The sequence below is a fragment of the Actinomyces glycerinitolerans genome (assembly GCF_900098745.1).
Classification (GTDB): Bacteria; Actinomycetota; Actinomycetes; order Actinomycetales; family Actinomycetaceae; genus Actinomyces; species Actinomyces glycerinitolerans.
Genome location: NZ_FQTT01000009.1, coordinates 353105 through 374794, shown reverse-complemented (window position 1 = coordinate 374794; position 21690 = coordinate 353105). Strand labels below are relative to the sequence as shown.

At 68.0% G+C, this 21690-nt stretch carries 17 protein-coding genes and 1 tRNA gene; 9 read left to right on the top strand and 9 right to left on the bottom strand.

The features are described from left to right. Nucleotides 1-17: 17 nt before the first annotated feature. The 7 genes from ACGLYG10_RS05730 (at nt 18) to ACGLYG10_RS05700 (ending at nt 10837) form a co-directional block, all read left to right on the top strand. Nucleotides 18-1553, top strand: a complete 1536-nt coding sequence (locus ACGLYG10_RS05730; protein ID WP_073328876.1) for a hypothetical protein — start codon at nt 18-20, stop codon at nt 1551-1553. Beyond that, on the top strand, nt 1519-3078 hold the full coding sequence (locus tag ACGLYG10_RS05725; RefSeq protein ID WP_139240855.1) for a hypothetical protein: 1560 nt from the start codon (nt 1519-1521) through the stop codon (nt 3076-3078). Before ACGLYG10_RS05730 ends, ACGLYG10_RS05725 begins: the two co-directional genes overlap by 35 nt. Nucleotides 3079-3140: 62 nt before the next feature. Beyond that, nucleotides 3141-5315: a hypothetical protein gene (locus ACGLYG10_RS05720; RefSeq protein ID WP_073328870.1), complete on the top strand. Its 2175-nt coding sequence runs from the start codon at nt 3141-3143 to the stop codon at nt 5313-5315. An 83-nt stretch (nt 5316-5398) separates the two neighbouring features. Beyond that, on the top strand, nt 5399-7447 hold the full coding sequence (locus ACGLYG10_RS05715; RefSeq protein WP_139240854.1) for a hypothetical protein: 2049 nt from the start codon (nt 5399-5401) through the stop codon (nt 7445-7447). Between the two features lie 177 nt (nt 7448-7624). Further along, entirely contained in the window at nt 7625-9688 is a 2064-nt protein-coding gene (locus ACGLYG10_RS05710; RefSeq protein WP_139240853.1) for a hypothetical protein, read from the top strand. A 98-nt stretch (nt 9689-9786) separates the two neighbouring features. Continuing rightward, nucleotides 9787-10263 (top strand): DUF2218 domain-containing protein, encoded by a 477-nt coding sequence (locus tag ACGLYG10_RS05705; protein WP_073328861.1) that lies wholly within the window; start codon nt 9787-9789, stop codon nt 10261-10263. A 136-nt stretch (nt 10264-10399) separates the two neighbouring features. Further along, entirely contained in the window at nt 10400-10837 is a 438-nt protein-coding gene (locus tag ACGLYG10_RS05700; RefSeq protein ID WP_073328858.1) for an organic hydroperoxide resistance protein, read from the top strand. Between the two features lie 79 nt (nt 10838-10916). Here ACGLYG10_RS05700 and ACGLYG10_RS05695 read toward each other — a convergent pair whose 3' ends face one another. The 5 genes from ACGLYG10_RS05695 to ACGLYG10_RS05675 all read right to left on the bottom strand — a co-directional run bounded on the left by ACGLYG10_RS05695 (nt 10917) and on the right by ACGLYG10_RS05675 (nt 15804). Next, nucleotides 10917-12395, bottom strand: a complete 1479-nt coding sequence (locus tag ACGLYG10_RS05695) for an MFS transporter (protein ID WP_083565587.1) — start codon at nt 12393-12395, stop codon at nt 10917-10919. Nucleotides 12396-12405: 10 nt separating this feature from the next. Continuing rightward, nucleotides 12406-13158, bottom strand: coding sequence for a 2-C-methyl-D-erythritol 4-phosphate cytidylyltransferase (gene ispD, locus ACGLYG10_RS05690; protein WP_073328856.1), 753 nt, complete (start codon nt 13156-13158; stop codon nt 12406-12408). A 96-nt stretch (nt 13159-13254) separates the two neighbouring features. After that, nucleotides 13255-13749, bottom strand: a complete 495-nt coding sequence (locus ACGLYG10_RS05685) for a CarD family transcriptional regulator (protein WP_073328853.1) — start codon at nt 13747-13749, stop codon at nt 13255-13257. A 91-nt stretch (nt 13750-13840) separates the two neighbouring features. Further along, nucleotides 13841-14545 carry a response regulator transcription factor gene (locus ACGLYG10_RS05680; RefSeq protein WP_073328850.1) on the bottom strand — a complete coding sequence of 235 codons (705 nt, stop codon included), beginning with the start codon at nt 14543-14545 and terminating at the stop codon, nt 13841-13843. Then, nucleotides 14542-15804: a sensor histidine kinase gene (locus tag ACGLYG10_RS05675; RefSeq protein ID WP_073328848.1), complete on the bottom strand. Its 1263-nt coding sequence runs from the start codon at nt 15802-15804 to the stop codon at nt 14542-14544. The genes ACGLYG10_RS05680 and ACGLYG10_RS05675 overlap by 4 nt, the downstream gene beginning before the upstream one ends. A gap of 67 nt (nt 15805-15871) precedes the next feature. On the opposite strand from ACGLYG10_RS05675, the gene phoU reads away from it, so the two are divergent. Beyond that, entirely contained in the window at nt 15872-16531 is a 660-nt protein-coding gene (gene phoU / locus ACGLYG10_RS05670) for a phosphate signaling complex protein PhoU (RefSeq protein ID WP_073328844.1), read from the top strand. 736 nt (nt 16532-17267) lie between these two features. On the opposite strand, the gene ACGLYG10_RS05665 is transcribed toward phoU, so the two are convergent. From ACGLYG10_RS05665 to ACGLYG10_RS05655, 3 genes are all read right to left on the bottom strand, one after another. Continuing rightward, nucleotides 17268-18005 (bottom strand): phosphoglyceromutase, encoded by a 738-nt coding sequence (locus ACGLYG10_RS05665; RefSeq protein WP_073328842.1) that lies wholly within the window; start codon nt 18003-18005, stop codon nt 17268-17270. A 134-nt stretch (nt 18006-18139) separates the two neighbouring features. Continuing rightward, nucleotides 18140-18475, bottom strand: a complete 336-nt coding sequence (locus ACGLYG10_RS05660) for a histone-like nucleoid-structuring protein Lsr2 (RefSeq protein ID WP_073328839.1) — start codon at nt 18473-18475, stop codon at nt 18140-18142. A 156-nt stretch (nt 18476-18631) separates the two neighbouring features. Beyond that, nucleotides 18632-18707: transfer RNA gene (locus tag ACGLYG10_RS05655), tRNA-Thr, on the bottom strand. A 117-nt stretch (nt 18708-18824) separates the two neighbouring features. Between ACGLYG10_RS05655 and ACGLYG10_RS05650 the strand changes: the two genes are divergently transcribed. Further along, nucleotides 18825-19898, top strand: coding sequence for an asparaginase domain-containing protein (locus ACGLYG10_RS05650; RefSeq protein WP_073328835.1), 1074 nt, complete (start codon nt 18825-18827; stop codon nt 19896-19898). Here ACGLYG10_RS05650 and ACGLYG10_RS05645 read toward each other — a convergent pair whose 3' ends face one another. Further along, nucleotides 19899-21518 carry an alpha/beta hydrolase gene (locus tag ACGLYG10_RS05645; RefSeq protein WP_073328833.1) on the bottom strand — a complete coding sequence of 540 codons (1620 nt, stop codon included), beginning with the start codon at nt 21516-21518 and terminating at the stop codon, nt 19899-19901. Nucleotides 21519-21690 lie beyond the last annotated feature (172 nt).

Genomic DNA, 21690 nt, shown 5'->3' with positions numbered 1-21690 from the left:
CCTGCCACCCTGGGAACATGCGCACCTCCCCCGCCGACGACACACGCCTCCGCCCGCCTCGCCCGGCACGGGCGATCCGTGAAGCAGCTCTGACTACCGCCGTCGCCATCGGCCTGGTATCGCCCATGCTGGCGGGCTGCACCGACTCGGTCCCGACGTCCACGCCGTCGACGGCCTCCCCTACCCCCACGACGGCGGCCGTCTCCACCACCGCCCCCGCAGGCATGGCCGCAGACATCCCGGAGGCCCTGGGGCAACAGGTGCGCTGGCAACGCGTCATTGACGATGACGACGCCGAGATCTACCACGTCGAGGGCGTGCTGGCCGGGGCCTCTGGACCCATTGTCGTCACCGGCCACGGCGCGATGGGCCTCGATCCCGAAACCGGTGAGACCACCTGGTCCTACCGCGATCCCGAAGGCACCATGCCGGTAACCGGATACGGCGTCGTCTCTGCCGAACGGGCCCACGGCCAGGCGGTACTGAGTCCGGACGGCACCCGCCTGGTTCTCGGGCTGAGCTCGAGCACCAGCAACTTCGCCACCCGGCTGGTCGGGCTCAACACCGGCACCGGAGAGGTGCTGTTCGACCATGAGGTGACCGGCTACGCGATCGTCAGCGAGCGGGCCGTTGACCTGCATATCCAGGTCACCGATCATGTGGTCATGGCCGAGCGGGAAGTGATCTCGCTCGAAGACGGCTCCGTCCTGGCCACCCTGCCCCCGGACCCGGCCGTCGTCGACGGCGACCGGCAATGCCTGCGCACCGACGTCGGCTCCTGCGAGAGCTTTTGGCCCGGCTCCCAGGGCGGGCACTCCACCCTCATTCTGGACTCGACCTGCTGGAGCCCCGGCCAAACCGCGACCAGTTGGTGCGAGTTGACCCTGGCGCCCGATGACGACCCCACGGTATCGCGACAAGTCGGCGGCTTCGTACCCATCGACCGGAGCACGGGCGACGCCGAGGGGCAGAGCAATGTCGCCGGGGATAACCTTGACGACGTCTATCCCGTTCTGACACCGCCCGTACTCGACGGTTGGGCCATCCGCTATAGCGACGCCGACGCCGCCTACGCCTCCATGCGCGATGAGGACGCGGACCCGCTCTCCCTTCCTCTGGAGGCCATGAGCCTGGACGCCCTCGTGAGCACCAACGACGCCGCACCGGTGCCGCTGGGCACCTCGGGGCAGACCGTGCGTGACTACGGCGCCCGCACTCTGGCCGTGGCAGGCGCGGACGGGAAACCCGGCGACGCGGTGGTCTTCGACCCGGCCACGCGGCAGGTACAGGGCGTCGACCAGGCGCTAGAGCAGGGAACCGGGGCGATTTATCTGGATGCGCTGACCGTCACCAGATCTGGCAGCGACCTGGACATCACTCGCCCCGACGGCTCCGTTGCCCTGCACCTGACCGAATACGACGCTCGCATCGAGCACACCGACGCCTACCTGGTTCCGGCACCCGGTGTGATCGTCGCTGTAGAGCATCACCGCACTACCACAGAGGACGGGAAGACCGATGAGTCCGAAGTCGTCATCTTCGGCGTCGGATAGCGGCTCCGCGCCCGCCCGCGGTGACGGTGCCCGGCGCCGCGGGCGCCTCAGCCGACCGGCGTTCCTCGCCACCGTCCTCACGCTCGCCATCGGCGCCGCAGCGCTGGCCATCCCGCAGAGGATGTACGCACCGGAGTCCGTGCGGGTGCCGCCCGCCGCCGTCGCCCTCAGGCCCGATACCCTCGGTGAGGAGGTCGCCTGGCAGCGGGTCATCCGCTACGACGACCGCGACGCCGTAACCGGGGTTACCGCCGGAGCGGCAGGCCCCGTCATCGTTACCGCTCATGGCGCCGCGGGCGTGGACCCCGCGACCGGCGAGCAGACCTGGTCTTATACCCGCCCCGCCTCACTCCGCAGAATCGGAAATCCCTGCGAACGTGATGGGGTGCCCGAGCCGCATACCGACGCCTCGTGCTACGCGGTGCTCACCCCGGATAGAAGCAGACTTGTCTTGGGCTACGACGCCGGCCCGCTCGGAGTTCTGCTGGTCGTGCTCGACACCACCACCGGCGAGGTCGCCTTCGAGCACATGTATGCATACCGCGGTGGCGAGGACAGCCGCACCAGTGCTGGGAGACACGTTGACGTCCACGTCACCGACCGGGTGCTCATGGTGGGAGAGGAGGTGGTGTCACTCGAGGACGGGAGCCGACTTGCCACAGTTCCCGGAAGAGCGCTTCCCGACGTCGGCTTCACCAATGACTGTCCCCGCGACGACGTGGAGCTGTGCGAGAGGTTGGAGGGGCCTTCACGCGGCGGTCATGCGACGCTCATCCTCGATCTGACCTGCTGGCGGCCGGACCACGACTACGACAAGAACTCGACCTGGTGCGAGGCGCGGATCGCCCCGGATGACGATCTCACTGCCATCCAGACCGTCGCCGGTGTTGTCCCCGCAGAGAGCGGCGGCCCGGAGGTCATCGAGGGGTGGGTCGTGCGTTATGCCGACCCCGATGCCGCCTACGCGGAGCTGTCCCAAAGCTCTCGAGAGGACGTCGACGCCAGTGAGGGGGCGGCCGGGCGCGGCCTCCCCCTTGAGGCCGTGAATCTGGACTCTGTCTCCGGTTCCGAGCCCGCGGAGACGGTGCCGCTGGACGGTGTCGGTGCGGTCCATTCCTACCGCATCCGGCATCCGTACCGGGTGCTCACAGCCGAGGGCGGGCCCGAAAAGGCGGAGCGGTCGGCCGGGGACGCGGCACCTGACACGGCGGTTGAGGCCTTCATCGTCCCTTCCGCAGACGGGGTGTATACCGCTGCCGAGCTTGCGGGGCAGACGTCCGGAGCCGCCTGGTTGGAGACGCTCCAGGTACACAGGTCAAAAGGCGAAGGCGTAAGCGTGATGCGCCCGGATGGTGAGGTCGTCCTGCACCTGAACGACTACCCCGCCGCCGCCAATTGGCTCCCGACCTCCGGGGTCGGCTACATCCTCCGGGCTCCCGGCGTGACCGCCGTCGTCGATCAACACGCGATCGTAGAGAGCACCGGGGACGCCTCCTACGAACTCATAATTACCGCGCTGCGCTGACTCGGTTGGCGCGGGCAGCCCGCCCCATGGCCGGACGCGGGGCCTTCTGTCACCCTCGTCTCATGGCCACCGACGACGACGCCCCGCCCTCCCAGCCCACGCCCGGCTCGCGGCCCCTACGACGGAACCGGATCCGGAACCAAACCCGGCGCGACAGCATCCTGCGCGGCCTGCGCACCGGCGGACTACTGGCCACCGCCATGGCAGGGATTGCCGGCGCCTGGGCGCGCCGTGGAATCACCGTCGACACGGAACTCCCGGAATGGCTGCGTCCGGACGCCAGACTCATCCCGGTCCTAATTCTTCTCGCCTCAGCCATTTGGATAGCGACGAGTATGCTCCCAGAACGCAAGCGAAGGTTATTCCCCGGACGCAGCATCCTGGCTGTACTGTTGTTGGGCATGCTGCTTGTCGTCGCCGCATGCTGGTCGTTGATCGGGCTGATGTCTGTCAATGACATATCCCTCATCCTGATCCTGGCTATTCTCGCCCCGATCTTCTGGGCAGCGGCCGTTTCTATGACGGAAGATCTTCGCACGAGTCCTCGCGGGAGGCACACAACCATTGCAGTCATAACGATTCTGCTGGGAGCACTGCCCAGCACCGGCACCTACCTGCTCGGCAGATCGTGGTGGCAGCAGTCGCAAGATATCGGGCTTCCCTATCCGGTGCTATGGCAATACGCCGTCGCCGTCGCCGGACTAGGAGTCGGCGCGGTGGCCGGAGTTCTTCTGCACGCAACCACTGCTGGAACCTACAAGGAACGGCGTCACATGCTGAGGCTCCCGCACACAGGCCGGACATCGACAATCACCATGAGCCTCACTGTCGGCATAGCGGTCATAGCCCTGATGGCACCGTCCCAAGTATACGTGTCGCAATCAGTCCAAGTCCCCGTCACAGACGGACAGCCCGTACCCGAAACACTCGGCAACCATTTCGCTTGGCAACGCGTTTTCGACCGTCAAGACGAGGGCCGGGTCCATGGTGTCATCCCGGGTTCGGTCGGGCCAATTGTCATCACCGAACACGGCGCCCAGGGCCTTGACCCCAGCACCGGCGAAACCACATGGTCTTACCACCGCGAAGCTCAAACCACACTTCTCGCCTTCAATAGTGCGCCCTGCGACGAAGAAGAGCAGGCGCACTGCCACGCGGCGCTGTCGCCGGACCGCACCCACCTGGTAATCGTCTACGCCGGCGCCGGCGGAGACCTGTTCGTCTCGTTGAACACGACCACCGGCGAAGTCGCCTTTGAGCGCACCGTCACGGATTGGCGGGACAGAGAGGTTCCAATCCAGATCACCGATCACATCGTCACGGCGGGCACCGAGCTTCTGTCTTTGACGGACGGGAGCGTCGTGGCCGAGCTACCGGACCATGACACCGGCAGCGATCAGAGTGAGGCACAGTGGCCAAAATACGTGCACAGTTCAGATCCTGAGGCGCCCCGAGTCTATTCGCCCTTCCTTCAGGGTGGGCACTCGACCCTCATTCTTGGAGTCAACTGCTCAGACCTCGGCATTGGTTCCGAATATGCCACGTGGTGCGAGATAACCGTGGCCCCGGACACCGACCCCGAAGCGACCAGGACTGTGGAAGGCATCGTTCCTGTATTTGAGGACTGGGATTACACCGGGATCGCCATTGCCGATGGTTGGACCGTGCGCTACAGCGATCCCGCAGCCGTCCATGAGAGTCTTGGCACTCGATTCGGAACCGACTCGCTCGGATACTCTATTGAAGCAGTCAACCTCGATGCCCTTTCCGGCGTCGATGCCGATGCACAGCCGGTAACGCTGGGAGACTCGGACCGCCCTATTCCCCCCAACGCTGCAAGCACGCTCGGCATCCGCGATCCGGAAGCGTACGCCTACCGCTTTTACCGCCCGGCCCTTTCGGCCGTATTCGATCCCATGACGGAGCAGGTGCACTCCGCCGGGGATCTGACCGAGCAGGCCACGGGCCGCGGCTACCTCGACACCCTGGTCGTGGAGAAGAGCGTTGACTACTCGGGCCTGGACGTCCTCGACCTGAACGAAAAGGTGGTACTGCATCTGAGCCTCAGCCAGATCGCTTCCCCGGAAGACTTCGCCACTGCGAACGACACCCCGCTTGTCAGCAACGGATACCTCGTGCCAGCGCCCGGAACCGTGGCACTCGTCTATGAGCGCCTCGCCGTGGACAGCGCCAAGCACCCAACCAAGGAACAGATCGTCGTCTGCGGTCTGGCATAGAGGCGGATACCGCCAAGGGACGGCGCGCTCAGTGGGCAGCCCGCCCCATGGCCGGACGCGGGGCCGCCTGCCACCCTCTTGCCATGGCCAACGACGACGCCCCGCTCTCCCAGCCCACGCCCGAATCGCAGTCCCCGCGACGGAACCGGGTCCGGAACCAAACCCGGCGCGACAGCATCCTGCGCGGCCTGCGCGCCGGCGGACTACTGGCCACCGCCATGGCAGGAGCCTGGGCCTGGTGGCAGGCCTGGCGGAACCCGGGCATGTTAGGCCCACACGGCAGCGGCTTGGATCCGCTCTCGCTCTCCTTCATCCTGCTCCTCGCAGCTGCGACGGTCTGGGCCTTTTACGCCTGCATAGTCGAACCGGCAGACAGTCCCCGCCCCCGACGTACGCTCCTGCTCGCCGCGCTGCTTGTACTGATTCCCTCAACCATCGCTGTAGTTCTGCTCGGCAGGTACTGGTGGCAGCGCTCCCAGGCCATTGGTCTGCCCTACCCAGTGCTCTCCCAACTCGCCGTCGTCTCCGCCGGGATCGGCGTCACAGTCACCGCCGGCCTCCTGCTGCACCTGGAACGCGGCAGTCGTACACCTTCCAAACAGCTCCTACGCCGCCGCCCCACCCGAACCACGACGGCGGTCGCCGTCCTCACCATCGCCGTCGCCACCGCCGCACTCGCCCTGCCCGCCAACACCTTCCAACCCCGATCCACGCAAGTCACCGCCACCGAAGCCGAGCCAATCCCCGAGATACTCGGCAACCATGTCCTTTGGCAGCACGTCTTTAACGGCGACGAAACTGACGTCCGCGGCATCATCTCCGGAACAGCAGGCCCCATCGCCATCACCAACCACGGCGCCCAGGGCCTGGACCCCCACACCGGCGAAACCACCTGGTCCTACACCCGCCCCGCACACACCTCGGTGTTTAACCGTATGTACGACACATCCTGCCAGGGTGCGGAGCAGGCGGCATGTCACGCGGTCCTGACCCCCGACCGCAGCACCCTCATCGTCCGTTACGACGCCGGACCGTCAAACGCACTGCTCGTCGCGCTGGACACAATGACGGGTGAAGTGCGCTTCGAACACATGTATCACTTTGTTGGGGACAACCGGTTCTCGTGGGATCGGGGACCGAACGTACAGGTGACCGACAACGTGCTCGTAATCGATCAGGAGATCCTGTCCATCACCGATGGCAGCCACATGGGGAGCCTGCCCAGAACCGACCTGCCCGACTGCCCGGGCGACTCGAGCTGTTCGAACTACGACCTGGATTCCGAGTGGGTGTTCTCCCCATTCTTCCAGGGCGGACACTCAACCCTCATCCTCGGAGCGACATGCCGGTACTATGACGCCTCCGGATTTGAAACGTGGTGCGAACTCATCCTCGCTCCCGATAGTGACCCCGCAGCGACGATGAATGTAAGCGGCATTGTCCCCTCTGACAGCTCAATCGCGACCCGCGGGCCGACCGTCGTCGATGGCTGGACTGTGCGCTATCGCGATCCTGAAGTGGCTGGGCAAGAGCTAGACCGGGAGCAGAAACAAGGTCGTTTGAAGGAAGACGCCCTCGCCAACCTCGATCTGCCCATTGAGGTAGTGAGCCTCGATGCTCTCTCGGGCACCGACACGGACCAGCAGCCGGTCCCCCTCGCATACCCTGGCCGTCCCATGGCCAATCGCGCCACTCGCACCCTCGGCATCAGTGGCACCGAAAACGTAGGTGAGAGGTACCAGCATCCCGTGCTATCGGACGTCTTCAATCCCGTCGACGCCCAGGTGTATCCCATTGAGGAGTTGACCGAGCAGGCCACGGGCCTCGGCTACCTCGACACCCTCGCCGTGACACAGCCGAATGACGTCCGCGGAACAGGCCTAAGTGGATGGAAGAGCCTTGATGTCCTCAACCCAGACGGCTCCGTGGCCCTGCATCTGGACTATGAGGACATCACCGATCCGGCCGATATCGCCGCCGCCGACGGAACCCTGGCCTACTACCACGACGGCTACCTCGTGCCCGCGCCCGGCGTCGTGGCTCTGGTCTATGACCGCGCCGTGCTCCAGGACAACGACGACGGCGCCAACAATTTCACCGCCCGCCAAACCGTGGTGGTCGGCCTCGGCTAGGAAACCGCCGCGGTCAGCTGCGGACGGGACCGCCCGGAGTGCACTCTGAACGACCTTGGGGACGTTCCACGACCTTGGGGTACGTTCCACGACCACCCCGGGGTCGTGAAACACACCCCAAGGTCGTGAATCGCGCACCGCGCCCCCTAGTCCGCCGTCAGCTGCCATCCTTGGATCATGTGTCCCTCCCACGGCTCCACCTCCCACGACGCAGCACCGTCCTCAGGCGCTCGATCCGCCGATTACGGCACCCGCCCCGCCCCGGAGTTCCCGCCCCCTCCGCCGTCGTCCATGCGTGAAGCCGCCGCCGAGCCCCGGAGCACCTTCGAGGTCCTATGCGGTCTGCGCGCCGGCGGAGCGATCACCGCCGTCGTGGCCGCAGCCCGGGCCATGATCCAGGCATCACGCAACCCCGGCATGCTGGAAGCCGCGGCCGACGTGCTCATCCCCGGTCTCGCCCTACTGACGCCCGTGGCCCTACTGGTCTGGGCGTACTATGCGCACCTGGTCGGCGTACGCCCCCGTCATCACCGCACCCGGATCGTCACTCTGCTCGTGCTGCTCCTGGTCATCGTGCCGGCATTCGCTGTGACGGTCCTCCTCGGCAGACTGTGGCTGCAACAGTCCGGGGAGATCGGCATGGATTATCCGGGGCTGTTCCCACTCACCATCACCGCCGCGGGGCTGGCCCTGACCGTCACCGCCGACGTCCTGCTGCGTTTGACCCGACAGCGGCACCCAGCGGCACCCCGACCGCTCCGACGCCGCCTGCGCCCCACGCCGACAGCGCTGGCCGCCGCAGTTCTCACGCTGGTCATCGCCGCCTCCACGGTCATCGTCCCGTACCTGTCCTTCCCGGACCGCGCCCGGTCCGTGTGGCTGACCGCCGTGCGCCCGGTGACGGTCCCCGACACGATCGACGACGACGTCGCTTGGCAGCGGGTGTTCGACGAGACCGAGCCCGTCCGAGGCGTCGTGGCGGGAGCGTTCACCCCCATGGTCATCACCGACCACGGCGTTCTCGGACTCGATCCCAACAGCGGCTACACCGATTGGATCCAAACCCGCGCGGCGTCAACCATTGCGATCGCCGACTGCGACGGCGACCAGCGGGAGGCGTCCTGCTACGCAGCCCTCAGCCCGAACCGCGCACACCTGGTCGTCGCCTACGGCGCCGGCCCGACCCGCACCCTGCTCGTGGGCATCGACACCGCCACCGGGCGCATCGCCTTCGAACACATGCACCACCACTCCAATCCTGATTGGTCAGGCACCGAGAACCGCCTACAGATCACCGACCACGTGCTCATGGTCGACGACGACGTGTTGTCGCTGACGGATGGTTCCCTCCTGACCACAATGCCGGAGACACGTCTCCCGGTCTGCGAGGACGACTGGGGCTGCGCCATCTCCGGCTGGGAGCCCGCCTCGTTCTTCCAGGGCGGGCATTCGACCCTCATCCTGGGCACCTACTGCCCGAGCGACCGGGAGGGATGGTGCGAGCTGACCCTCGCGCCCGACGATGACCCCACCGCCATCACCACCGTCGACGGCATCGTCCCCGCCGGACACCATGGCGGCCCGGTCGTGGTCGACGGGTGGACCGTGCGCTACCGCGCCCCCGACACCGTCTACCAGAAGCTCGCGGACCAGAGCCAGGACACCGCCGAGACAACCACCCATCCCCTGGATGCCGTCAACCTCGACGCCCTATCCGGCGCCGCGCCCACATCCGTCGTACCCCTGGGTGACCTCGCGGCCCCGGTACAGAACCACGCCGCCAGGACGCTGCGCGTCCAAGCCGGTTCCTCGGCCGACTCCACTGACGCCGTCTTCGATCCCGCTACCGGGCAGGTCGGCACCGTCCAGGCGCTGACCGAGCGGGCCTCCGGCCGCGGGTACCTCGACACGCTCACGACCGGGCGCTCCGGAAGCACTTCTTCGCCGGATGACGTCGGCTTCGACATCGTCGCCCCGGGCGGCGCCACCGCCGTACACCTGGACCGCGACGCTATTGAGGGCCACACCGCGGTCTCCGCGGCCGACCAGCGCTACCTCGACGACGGTTACCTGGTGCCGGCGCCCGGCATCATCGCCCTGGTGTGCTCGCGCTCGGCCACGGCCGAAGACCCGGATGGCTCCACCCGGGCCTCCTCCGGAGCCGGGAATTCCGGAAGTACTGAAACCGTCGTCGTCGGGCTCAGCAACCGGCAGGCGGCGCCCATGGGGCGACCCGCCTGAGGCACTTGCCGTATTCCCAGTATGGGCCACCAACCCGGGCACTTTGCCGTGGGCGATAAGGCTAGGCGGACCTCAATACGCGAGGATAGCCTCGTCTCATGACCACTGATTCAGCGAACGCAAATGCCACTCCCGACTTCGACTCCCGCTCGGTGGCCCGCGTGGCGACCGACAGGCCGGCCGACTACGGTCGCCGCCTCGTCAGCCACATGAGCCGCAAGATCGACGGCGAGTGGAACGGCGCCGACTCCACCGGGCATCTGGTCTTCAACCGCGATGGGGTCGTGACCGGCGTCGCGGAGTTGGCAAGCGAGGAGGGCGCGCTCGTACTGACGCTGTCCGCCTCCGCGCAGGAACTGGCGCGTCTGGAGGAGGTCGCCGGTCGGCACCTGGCGCGCTTCGGCTATGAGGATGGCTTGGTCGTCTCCTGGACGCGCGACGACGGTTCCGCCGGCACCACGCAGGGCCCGCTGACCAAGGAGGACCTGGACCGCCTGCGCGCCGAGTACAAGGCTCGCGCGGCCCGCGAGGGCGAGTCCGACGCCGCCGAGGACTTCCCGGACCTGCGCGGCTGACATAGCTTCCGTGATACTCACGCTCTGTCCCGTCTGTCCCGTCGAACATGCGCATCGAGTCCGCATCCAGTCGACTCCCAGCCCGACGCGGTAAGACATCAGCGCCACGTAAGCGCACCGCACAGGAAGGCTCACCATGCCCGACGCCATCACCCCCATTTACACCATCGAGGCCCTGGCCTCCGGTGACGGCCGCAACGGCCACGTCACCTCAACCACCGGCCGCATCGACACCGACCTGGCCGTGCCGAAGGAGATGGGTGGCTCCGGTGCGAACCTGCCCAACCCGGAGGAGCTGTTCGCCGCCGGTTACGCCGCCTGCTTCCACTCCGCCCTGCAAGCGGTCGCCCGGTCCCAGAAGGCTGATCTGGGTGACTCCAGCGTCGGCGCCCGGGTCTCCATCGGCTCCAACGGCGAGGGTGGTTTCGGCCTGGCCGTCGAGTTGGAGGTTGTCATTCCCGCGCAGCCGCATGATGCGGCGCAGGCGCTGGCAGAGGCCGCCCACCAGATGTGCCCCTACTCCAATGCCACTCGCGGCAACATCCCGGTGACCATCACCGTCTCCGACGACTGAGGCCGGCCGCGGGCGAGCAATATCAACCGATCTCGGCACGTAACTTTGACCGATCTCGGCGAAGACGAGGACGGCGCCATTACTCGCCAACGGTGATGTGGCCGGCGGGGTCCTGGACCCGCAGCATGAGCAGCAGGCCGACGGCGAGCACCGTCACGATCCCGAGAATGCCCCAGTAGCCGGCACCGGCGCCTACCACGTGCGTGCCCACCCAAATGGATGCGCCATACATCATGGGCGCCATGAATGACACGGCCCGCCCGGTCGTGGCGTACAGGCCGAAGATCTCGCCCTCACGCCCCTGCGGTGCCAGCCGGGCCAGATAGGAGCGGGCCGCGGACTGGGCGGGCCCCACACAGCCGGACAGCACCAGGCCCAGTATCCAGAAGACCCGTGCGCCCGCCGTGTGCAGGACGAACACGAGTAGGCCGGCCGCTACCAGCACCGTCAGCGCGCCCAGGATGACTCGACGGGGGCCGAGCAGGTCGTCCAGCCGCCCGGCGGCAATGGTGGCGACGCCGGCGACAACATTGGCGGCAACGGCGAAGACGATCACCTCGCCGGAGGTGAAGCCGAAGGTGTTCTGGGCGATGATCCCGCCGTAGGTGAACACCCCGGCCAGCCCGTCGCGGAATACCGCCGCCGCCAGCAGGAACCACAGCACCTCTGGATGGGTGCGATACAGTCCCACGAGCGTGCGCCACAGGTGCTTGTAGGAGGCGGCCAGGGGCTCGTGGCGCATGATCCGCGCCGGCGCCTCAACCGGATCCACGGGCTCGCTCTCCAACCCGGCCAGGGCGCGCTCGTCCCCACCGGCGGCGGCCTCGATCGCGGCCCACCGCCGCCAGGCGTGCTTGCCGGACTGGGTGACCAGCACGGGGATCGCGCACAGACCGAACCAGCCGGCGGACACCAGCATGGAAACACGGATATCCATGCGGTTCTCGTCCGTCACCCCGAACCAGCCGACCTCCGGGTTGATGAAACCGACGTACAGGATCAGCAGCAGCACAATGCCGCCGAGGTACCCCATGCCCCAGCCGAGCCCGGAGACGGCGCCCACCCGGTCCTGGGTTGCCAGGCGGGACAGCAGCCCGTTGTAATTGACGGAGGCCAGCTCGAAGAACACGTTGCCGACCCCGAGCAGCGTGATGCCCAGCCACAGATAGCCGGGCTCGGGCAGCACGAAGTACATGGCCGCGCTGACGGCGACCACGATCGCCGTGTACGCCCCCAGCCAAAACACGGTGCTGCCGGAACGATCGGCGCGCTGCCCGGTGACGGGCGCGAGCAGGGCGATACACGCCCCCGCGATGGCCAGACCCACCGAGAGGGCCGACTCGTTGGCGGCGGGATCACCAAACGCTGAGCTGGTGAGGTATACCGAGAAGACGAAGGTGGTGATCACCGCGTTGAAGGCCGCCGAGCCCCAGTCCCACAACCCCCAGGCGAGGACCGGCCAGGTCAGCAGCTTGCCGCGCGCAGACGCGGCGCGCTCACCGTCCGCCGCGCCGGCCGGGGTGAATTCGGCATCCCGTCCAGGAATATGTGGCCTCATGGCCTAGAGCCTAAGACCGAATACCCTCCCGGCGGGCGAGTACGTCGGCCAAGGCCAGGTCCAGTGGCGTAGTCACCTTCAGGGCGAGCGGGTCCCCGGCGACGACGACGACCCGGCCGCCCATCGCTTCCACAAGAGCGGCGTCGTCCCTGGCGGCGTGGGTCTCATCGGCGGCGCGGAGCGCCCCCAGCTGGTGCGCGGCCTCGAGAGTGGCGCGGGCGAAGCCCTGCGGGGTCTGGATCGCCCGCAGCCGTGCCCGGTCCGGGGTGCCCACCACTCGCTCCACCCGCTCCCCCGCGTCGGTCACCTCCTTAACGGTGTCGACCACGGGCAGCCCGGGGACGACGGCGTCGTGCCCCGCGCGCACGGCGGCGACGATGCGCCGGATCAGGTCGGGCGGGGTCAGGGCGCGCGCGGCGTCGTGCACCAACACCACTTCAGCCTCGGGGCGCGCCTTCAGCGCGGCGTCCAGTCCCAGGGCGACCGAGGCCTGTCGGGAGTCCGGCGAGCCGGCAACCACGACGACAGCCCCTTCACCCGCAAGGTCGACAACCTCCGCGGTGAAACGGTCGATCTCGGCGCCGGGAGCGGTGATGGTGATGTGGTCGATGACGCCGGAGGCGAGCAGGCCGCGGGCGGCCCGGTGCAGCAGGGACTCGCCGCCAACCTCCACCAGCGCCTTGGGCCCCCGGGCGCCGAGCCTGGTGCCGGAGCCGGCGGCGGTGAGTACGGCGACGGCGATCCCAGCGGTCTTATCCGACATGCGCGGGACCTTACCAGTGTCGCGGGACCGCGTGGCCGCAGCCGGGTTTCAGACCGCGACGAGTGTCAAGACAACACGAACCGGGGGTGGATGCCTTCAGGCCGCCGTGCCCGAGGCGAGCACCTCGTCGAGCGTGTTCTCGGCCTCTTCCTCGGGGGTCTTCTGCGCGAGCGCGAGCTCGGAGACGAGGATCTGCCGGGCCTTGGCCAGCATGCGCTTCTCCCCGGCGGACAGACCGCGGTCGGTGTCCCGACGGGACAGGTCGCGCACCACCTCGGCGACCTTGATGACGTCACCGGAGGCGATCTTCTCCTGGTTGGCCTTGAAGCGCCGCGACCAGTTGGTGGGTTCCTCCGTCAGCGGCGCCCGCAGCACCTCGAAGACGCGCTCGAGTCCGGACTCGTCGACGACGTCGCGCACGCCGATGAGGTCGACGCTTTCGGCCGGGACCAGAATGGTCAGGTCGCCCTGAGCGACCTCGAGCTGCAGGTAGGTCTTCTCCTCGCCCCTGACCTTGCGCTGACGGATGTCAATGATCCGGGCGGCTCCGTGGTGGGGGTAGACGACGGTCTCGCCGACTTCAAATGTCATGTGTGAGGTCACTCCAGAATTTGTCGCGGGACTCCATTTTATCAGGAAATAACGCCGGAAGATCGGGGAGCTAGCTCACACGAGCCCGGGGTCAGTCGGCAGCGACCAGCCGATAGCCCACGCCGCGCACGGTGGTAAGCAGCGTCGGGGAGCTGGGGTCCGCCTCGATCTTGGCGCGAATCCGCTTGACGTGCACATCCAGCGTCTTGGTGTCCCCGACGTAGTTGGCGCCCCACAGACGCTCAATGATCTGGGCGCGGGTCAGCACCCGGTCGGGGTGGCGCAGGAACAGTTCCAGCAGTTCGAACTCGCGCTTGGGCATGGGCACCACCTGCCCATCCACGCGCACCTCGTGGCGGCCCACGTCCATGGCGACCCGCCCCGCCGTCAGCACCGGCTCCTCGGGTGCATCGTCCGCGGTGCGGCGCAGCACCGCGTGCACGCGGGCCACGAGTTCCCGGTAGGAGTATGGCTTGGTGATGTAGTCGTCGGCGCCGAGTTCCAGTCCGGCGATCTTGTCCATCTCCGCATCCCGGGCGGTGAGCATGATGACCGGCACACGCGAGCTGCGGCGGATACGGCGGCACACCTCCGCCCCGGACATGCGCGGCAGCATCAGGTCCAGCAGAACCAGGTCGATGGGCCCGCTGCCGCCGGGCGCCCCCGCGCGCTCAAAGCGCTCCATGGCGGCGGCGCCGTCCTGCGCCTCAACCACCTCGAAGCCGTCGCGGCGCAGGTTCAGCGCCAGTGGCTCGCGGTAGTTCTCCTCGTCCTCCACCAGCAGGATGCGGGTCACGACTGCTCCTTCCCCCGGGCGGGCTCGTCGGAGATGGCGGCGATGGCGGCGAACGAGGCGCCGGCGGCCCCGCTGGCCACCGCCTGGACCGCCTCGGGGTCCGGCCCGGGCCGGTCCGCCTCGGTGCGGTGGCGGGGCAGCACCAGGGTGAAGGTGCTGCCGCGCCCGGGCGCCGACCACAGCTCCACCGTGCCGCCGTGGTCGGCGGCCACATGCTTGACGATCGACAGGCCCAGCCCGGTGCCGCCGGTGGCCCGCGAGCGCGCCTTGTCCACCCGGTAGAAGCGTTCGAAGACGCGCTCCTGCGCCTGCTTGGGGATGCCGATCCCCTGGTCGACGACGGCGATGCGCACCAGCTCCGGGTCGTGGGCGTCCACGCTCAGCCCCACGCTGACGCGGGTGCGCGGGTCGGAGTAGCGGATGGCGTTGTCCAGCAGGTTGCTGACGGCCGTAACCAGCAGGGAGGCGTCACCCAGGACGTGGAGGTTCTCGGCACCGCCCGCGACCAGGGCGACCTCCTTCGCCTCGGCCTCCACCCGCACGCGGTCCAGGGCGTCGACGACGACGTCATCCAGGCTCACGTCCTCGGGCTCGACCAGGGCGTCACCGTCCTGCAGGCGGGACAGCTCGATAATGTCCCCCACCAGCAGTTCCAGGCGGTGCGACTCGCGGTTCATGCGTGCGGCGTAGTCGACGACGAGCGTGGGATCGTCGGCGTTCTCGCGCACGGTTTCGGCCAGCAGGGAGATGGCACCGACGGGGGTCTTGAGTTCGTGGGAGGCGTTGACCACGAAGTCGCGCCGCATCTCCTCCACGCGCCGTGCGGCGGTGCGGTCCTCGATGAGTACCAGCACCCGGCCCCGCCCGATTCCGGCGACGCGCACCTGCAGGTGAAAGTTGCCCGCGCCCGGCAGTCGACCGCGCGCCACCGTGATCTCGGCCTCCTCGGCCTGACCGGAGGAGCGCACGCGCTCGACCATCTGGGCGACCTGCGGCTCGCAGACCTCGTCGTCGCGCACCAGGTTGTAGGTGTAGGCAGCGGCCGAGGCGCGCAGGACCTCGCCGTCGTCGTCGAGCAGGACCACGGTGGAGCTGAGCGCGGCCAGCACCGGGATCAAGCCGTCCCGCTCAAGGGTCGAGCCAGAGGTGATCCCGTTGCCCTGTGCGTCGCGCGTGGCGTGCCCGAGCGCGAGTCCTGCCGCCGCGCCCGCGGCGACACCGGCCACGGCAACGGCGATGATCAGCCAAACGGTTCCCACGCCCCCTAGGGTAGAGGGGTGGGCGGGCCGTTCGCGAGCCCCGAGCGCCGACACGTGGGAGGCAGCCGTGCGCGACATCTTCAACCAGGAGCTCAAGCAGCTGGGAACCGATCTGGCGTCCATGGCGGAACAGGTCGCCACGGCCATCGAGCGCGCCGCGGAGTCGCTGCGCAGTGGCGACATCGTGGTGGCCGAGCAGGTCATCGACGCCGACGAGCGCATCAACGACCTCCAGCGCGACATCGATGACATGTGCGTAATGCTGCTGGCCCGCCAGCAGCCCGTGGACCGGGATCTGCGCAACGTCATCTCCGCCCTGCGCATGGCGCAGACCCTGGAGCGGCAGGGTGACCTTGCCCGCCACGTCGCCGCGATCGCGCGCGGCCGCTACCCGCTGCCCGCGGTGCCCGAGCCGGTTTTCGGGCTGATGGTGCAGATGGCCGACGCCGCCGTGCGCGCCGGTCATGATGTCAGTCGTCTGATTCAGACCCAGGACCTGCAGCTGGCCGCGCAGATCCAGGAGCGCGACGCCGAGCTGGACGCGCTGCACCGGAAGTCCTTCCAGATGATCCTCGACCCGGAAAACGAATTGACCCGCCAGCAGGTGGTCGACGCGGTGCTCATGGGGCGCTTCCTGGAGCGCTTCGGTGATCACTCCACGTCGGTGGCCCGCCGCATGGCTTACCTCGTCTCGGGTATCACCCCGCCCAGTCCCAGCGAGTCCTGAAATATGCCTTTCCGCTCAAGGGCTGGGGTGGTGAGTTATCGGCGTGGGTGTGGTGTCGACGATCGGGGTTTTGGCTGCTGTGGTGCGGGAAAACTGGGTGAATATGGCCTGGCGGGTGATTCCGGGGCGGTGCTCGACACTCGTGGGTAAACGCGCAAGCCGTGAGACCGCGGCCCCCGCGCAGGGCCATGCCCGATCTGCCAGACCCCGATGAAGAAGTCCGGCCGCACCGCCGCAGGCAGCCGACGGTGAAAAGCGAACCACCTGCCCGACTTCCGCGCCCCGCCCGGCCTCGCCTCATACCAGGCACGCCCGGTCCGTAACCGGCGAGGCGTACTCCGGACGCTCATCGGCGCCGAACCACATAGGGGCCCGTTATGTGCGGGGTGGCGGTGATACTCATCCCGCCCCTATGTATGTACTGCACGACCCCGGGCCGCGTTCCACGACCTTGGTGTGTGTTTCACGACCCCGGGGTGGTCGTGCAACGCACACCAAGGTCGTGCAGTGTCGCCCAGGGTCGTGCAAAAGCACCGCCACCCCGCACGCCGCCGAGCTAAAACACCACGTTCGCGCCGATAACCCGCGGTGGTTGCCCGATGCCGGCAGCCGAAGATGAGCATCGGGCGGGGCTGAACGACGTCATGAACGTCGTTCAGCCCCGCCCGATTAGTTCGACCTTGGCCGCCCCGCGCGAAAGCCCCTGTGGGCCGGCGATTACGCGGGTGGCCGCGGATCACTTGCCCTGGTTGGCGACGGCGGCGATCTTCGCCTCGGCCTCGGGGTCCAGGTAGCGCCCACCCTTCTTAATGGGCTTGAGGGTCTCCTCATCGAGCTCGTAAACGAGCGGAATCCCGGTGGGAATGTTCACGCCGGCGATGTCCGCGTCCGAGATGTCGTCCAGGTGCTTGACGATCGCGCGCAGCGAGTTGCCGTGGGCCGCGATCATGATCGTCTTGCCGGTCTTGATCTCGGGGACAATCGTCTCCTCCCAGTAGGGCAGCAGACGGGCAAGCACGTCCTTCAGGCACTCGGTGGTTGGAATGGGCTCGCCGGCATAGCGCGGGTCGGTGTCCTGGGAGAACTCCGAACCGAGCTCGATGGCCGGCGGCGGCACGTCGTAGGAGCGGCGCCAGAGCATGAACTGCTCATCGCCGTACTGCTCGCGAATTTCCTTCTTGTTCTTACCCTGCAGGGCGCCGTAGTGGCGCTCGTTGAGCCGCCAGTGCCGCTCCACCGGAATCCAGTGCCGGTCGGCCGCGTCCAGGGCCAGGTTCGCGGTCATGATGGCGCGACGCAGCACCGAGGTGAACAGCTTGTCGGGCAGGACGCCGGCCTCCTTGAGGAGCTCACCGCCGTGGACGGCCTCGGCGCGCCCCTTCTCGGACAGCGGGACGTCAACCCAGCCGGTGAACAGGTTCTTTGCATTCCATTCGCTCTCGCCGTGGCGGAGCAGCACAAGGGTGTAAGCCATGTGGCCCATTGTGCCAGGCCCAAGCAGATGCCACCAGGTCCCGAGTCCGAAAAGGGCCCGGGACCTGGTGCCTACGAGAGCGCGCAATGCGCGCGGCGGCGTCGGGGGGCGTTGGCGCCCGACGACGGCGCGGCTCAGGCGTTGTTGTTGCTCGGGTTGTTGGCCGCCATGTAGGCCTCGCGTACCGGAGCGGGGATGCGCCCGCGGTCGGAAACCTCGTAGCCATTAGCGCGCGCCCACTCGCGGATCTTCTGCGTGACACCGGCTGCCGGGCGACGGCGAAGCGTGCGGCGGCCACCGCGGCGACGGGCCTTAATGGTCCACTCCTCGATCGACTCACGCAGCGCGGCTGCGTGCTCCTCGTTTAGGTCGATCTCGTACGTGACACCATCGAGGGCGAAAGTGATGGTCTGAGTCGCCTCGGACCCATCGATGTCATCAACTAGAACAATCTGCGTCTTCTGCGCCATATTGGTCCTCCTTGCCACAGATTTGCGGGTTCCGCCTCTACTACGGAATCACCCGCGAAACAGGATACGCATATCTGCGCAATTAAAGCAAGAAACTCGCCGAATACGGCACGCCGGCCGGTGGACGCGCACGAGCCCTCGGCACGCAAGAGCCAATGGAGCCACCTGTGGGAATCGAACCCACGACCTATTCATTACGAGTGAATCGCTCTGCCGACTGAGCTAAGGTGGCCTGCCGCCAAAGCGGCGAAACGCAGGCTACCGCCTGCCGGCGCCGCCACGCAATCCAGCACCCCAATCACACCGGGTGGTTTACAGCACAGCGGCGCCGCCTGCGTAGGCTGTCCATATGCACGTCCACTTCACCTACGCCGGTGGGACCATTGGCATGGTTGACTCCCCCCACGGGCTGCAGCCAGGTGCCGACTTGGAAGCCTGGCTGGCCGACCTACTAGCCGCATTCCCCGCACCGAAGCACATGCCGGTGCCCCCACGCAGTGCCGGGCGGATCGCCCCGGACCGCACTGACGCGCAAGGCCGAAACACCTCTCTGACAACGCTGCACCCTTTGCTTGATTCTGCCCAGGCGGCACCACAAACCTGGCAATCGATCGTCAATGACCTGTATGCCCATGCCGGCGTTGCCGACGCCTTTGTGGTTCTGCACGGAACCGACACCATGGCCTACACGGCCTCCGCCCTGTCCTACGCCCTCACGGAACTGAAGCAGCCGGTCATCGTCACCGGCTCCCAGCTGCCGCTGGGAGTATCCGACTCCGACGCCGTCGCAAACGTCGTCGGCGCCTTGCAGGCGCTCACCCAGGGCGCACCCCGCGGTGTGCACCTGTTCTTCGGCGGGCGCCTGCTCGCCGGCAACCGCGCCACCAAGATCTCCACCTGGAGCCTGACGGGTTTCGACTCCCCCAGTGCCGCGCCGCTGGCCCTGGCCGGCGCCCCCTGGCACTGGACGGCCAGCACCGCGGCCGGTGCGGCAGCAACCGTGCCCGGCGTCGTCTGGAAGGAACCGGCCCCCTTCGGCCGGCACGACGTGATCGTCGTCGACGCCGTCCCCGGGTTGAGCGCCGCGCGCCTGGCGCAGCTGCTGACGCCGCCCCCCGTGGCGGTGGTACTGCGGGCCTTCGGCGTCGGCAACCTGCCGCCGGAGCTGACCGCCGTGATTGCCCAGGCGGTGGCCGAGGGCGTGGCGGTGGTGGTCTCGTCCCAGTGCCTGCAGGGCGAGGTGGAACTCGGCCGGTATGCCGCCGGCGACGGGCTGGCCGCGGCCGGCGCGGTGGGCAGCGGCGACATGACCCTGGAGGCCACCTACGCCAAACTGCAGTTCCTGGCCTCCCAGGGGCTGCGCGGGGCGGAGCTCGGTGCCTGGATGGGGCGCAATCTGGCCGGTGAGCTCACGGTCGAATAGTCAGCCGCGGCAGGTGAGCCCCGCCTCGGGCAGAACGCCGGCCAGCAGGTAGTCGTCGACGGCGGTGGTCACACAGTCGCCGGCGCGCCCGTAGGCGGTGTGCCCATTGCCCTCCCAGGTGAGCAGGTGGCCGTCGTCGAGCTGCTCGGCCAGTGACTGCGACCAGGCGTAGGGGGTTGCCGGGTCCCCGGTGGTGCCGACCACCAGGATCGGAGCGGCGCCGGTGGCGTGGATCGCGGCCCGCTCGCGCGTGGACTCGTGCCCCCAGGTCTGGCAGAACAGGTCGGAGTAGCCCAAGTCGGCGCCGAAGGTCGGGGAGGCCTCCTCCAGCTGCGCGTGTTCCGCCGCCCAGCTGTCGGCGTCGCCCTCCACCGGGTGGTCCAGACAGTTGATGGCGTTGATGGCCTCATCGCCGTTGCCGGAGTAGGAGCCGTCATCCTCCCGGGAGGCGAACAGGTCGGAGATGAACAGCAGCAGCGTGCCGTCGTCCTGGTTCATGGCCTGGTCCAATGCCTCGGTGAGCACGCTCCAGGACTCCGACTGGTACATGATCCCGAGGATCGCGGACTCGGCCAGGGAGTAGGTCAGAGGCCGGTCGGGGTCGGAGGTGGGAATCGGGGCGCCCTTGGTGACCTTGAGGAAGTCCTGAATCTGGGCGACACCGGCGTCGACGTCGCCGTGCAGCGGGCACTTGTCACCGCTTTGGCAGTCCTCAACATAGGTGCGCAGGGCGTTCTCGAAGCCGGCCGCCTGGGCGAGGGTCGTCTCACCGGCGCTGAGCGTCGGCTCGATGGCGCCATCCAGCACCATCCGCCCGACGTTGCCGGGGAACAGTTCGGCATAGGTGGCCCCCAGGTAGGTGCCGTAGGAGTAGCCGAGGTAGGTCAGCACGTCTTCGCCGACGACGGCGCGCAGCATGTCCAGGTCGCGGGCGGTGGAGATGGTGTCCACGTGGTCGAGCAGGTCGGCGGGGGTATTGGTCTCGCACTTGCCCTCATACCACTGGACGTACTCCACTACCGCCTCCTGGGCGGCGGCCTCGTTGTCCGCACCGTCCGCATCCGCGGTGGACTCCGCAATCTCGGAGGAGGCACGGTCCTCGTCCAGTTCGGCGTCGGTCAAGCAGTCGATGGCCGTCGAGTTGCCGACACCGCGCGGGTCGAATCCGATCACGTCGTAGGAGGCGATCAGCTCGTCGGAGAAATAGCCCTTGGCGGTTTCCACGAGGTCGACGCCCGAGCCGCCCGGGCCGCCCGGGTTGATGAACAGGGTGCCGATCGCGTCATCGGTTGCGGCGCGCCGTTTCATGGCGAGGTCGATCGTCTGGCCATCGGGGTCGTCGTAGTCCAGCGGGGCGGTGACGTAGGCGCAGGAGTAGTCCGCGTCGCCGTCAGTCTCGTCCATGCCCACGTTGGCGCACGGATACCAGTCGACCTCCTGCGCGTAGAAGTCCTCCAGGCCCGCGGGCACGGCGCTGGTCGACGCCGTCGCCCGGGCGGCGGGAGAGGGACTGGGGCCCGAACCGGATAGCGGACTGTCACACGCCACGAGGCCGGCGGCGGCGAATACGGCGGTCAGTGCCGCAAGCGCGCGGCGGCCAGGTAACTTGAACGGCTTCACCCGTGCAGCTTACGGGGTGGCCCCTCCCCCAGGCGGACGCGCGGCCGTGGAGCTCTCCCCATTGCGACGCAGCCGTTAGGCTCTGTCACCACGTCCCAGGGCCTATCCCGCCCCCTCTGGTCCCACCTGAACCTTGACGGGGACTGGGCGGGCCTCCCACGGCGGCCGGGCG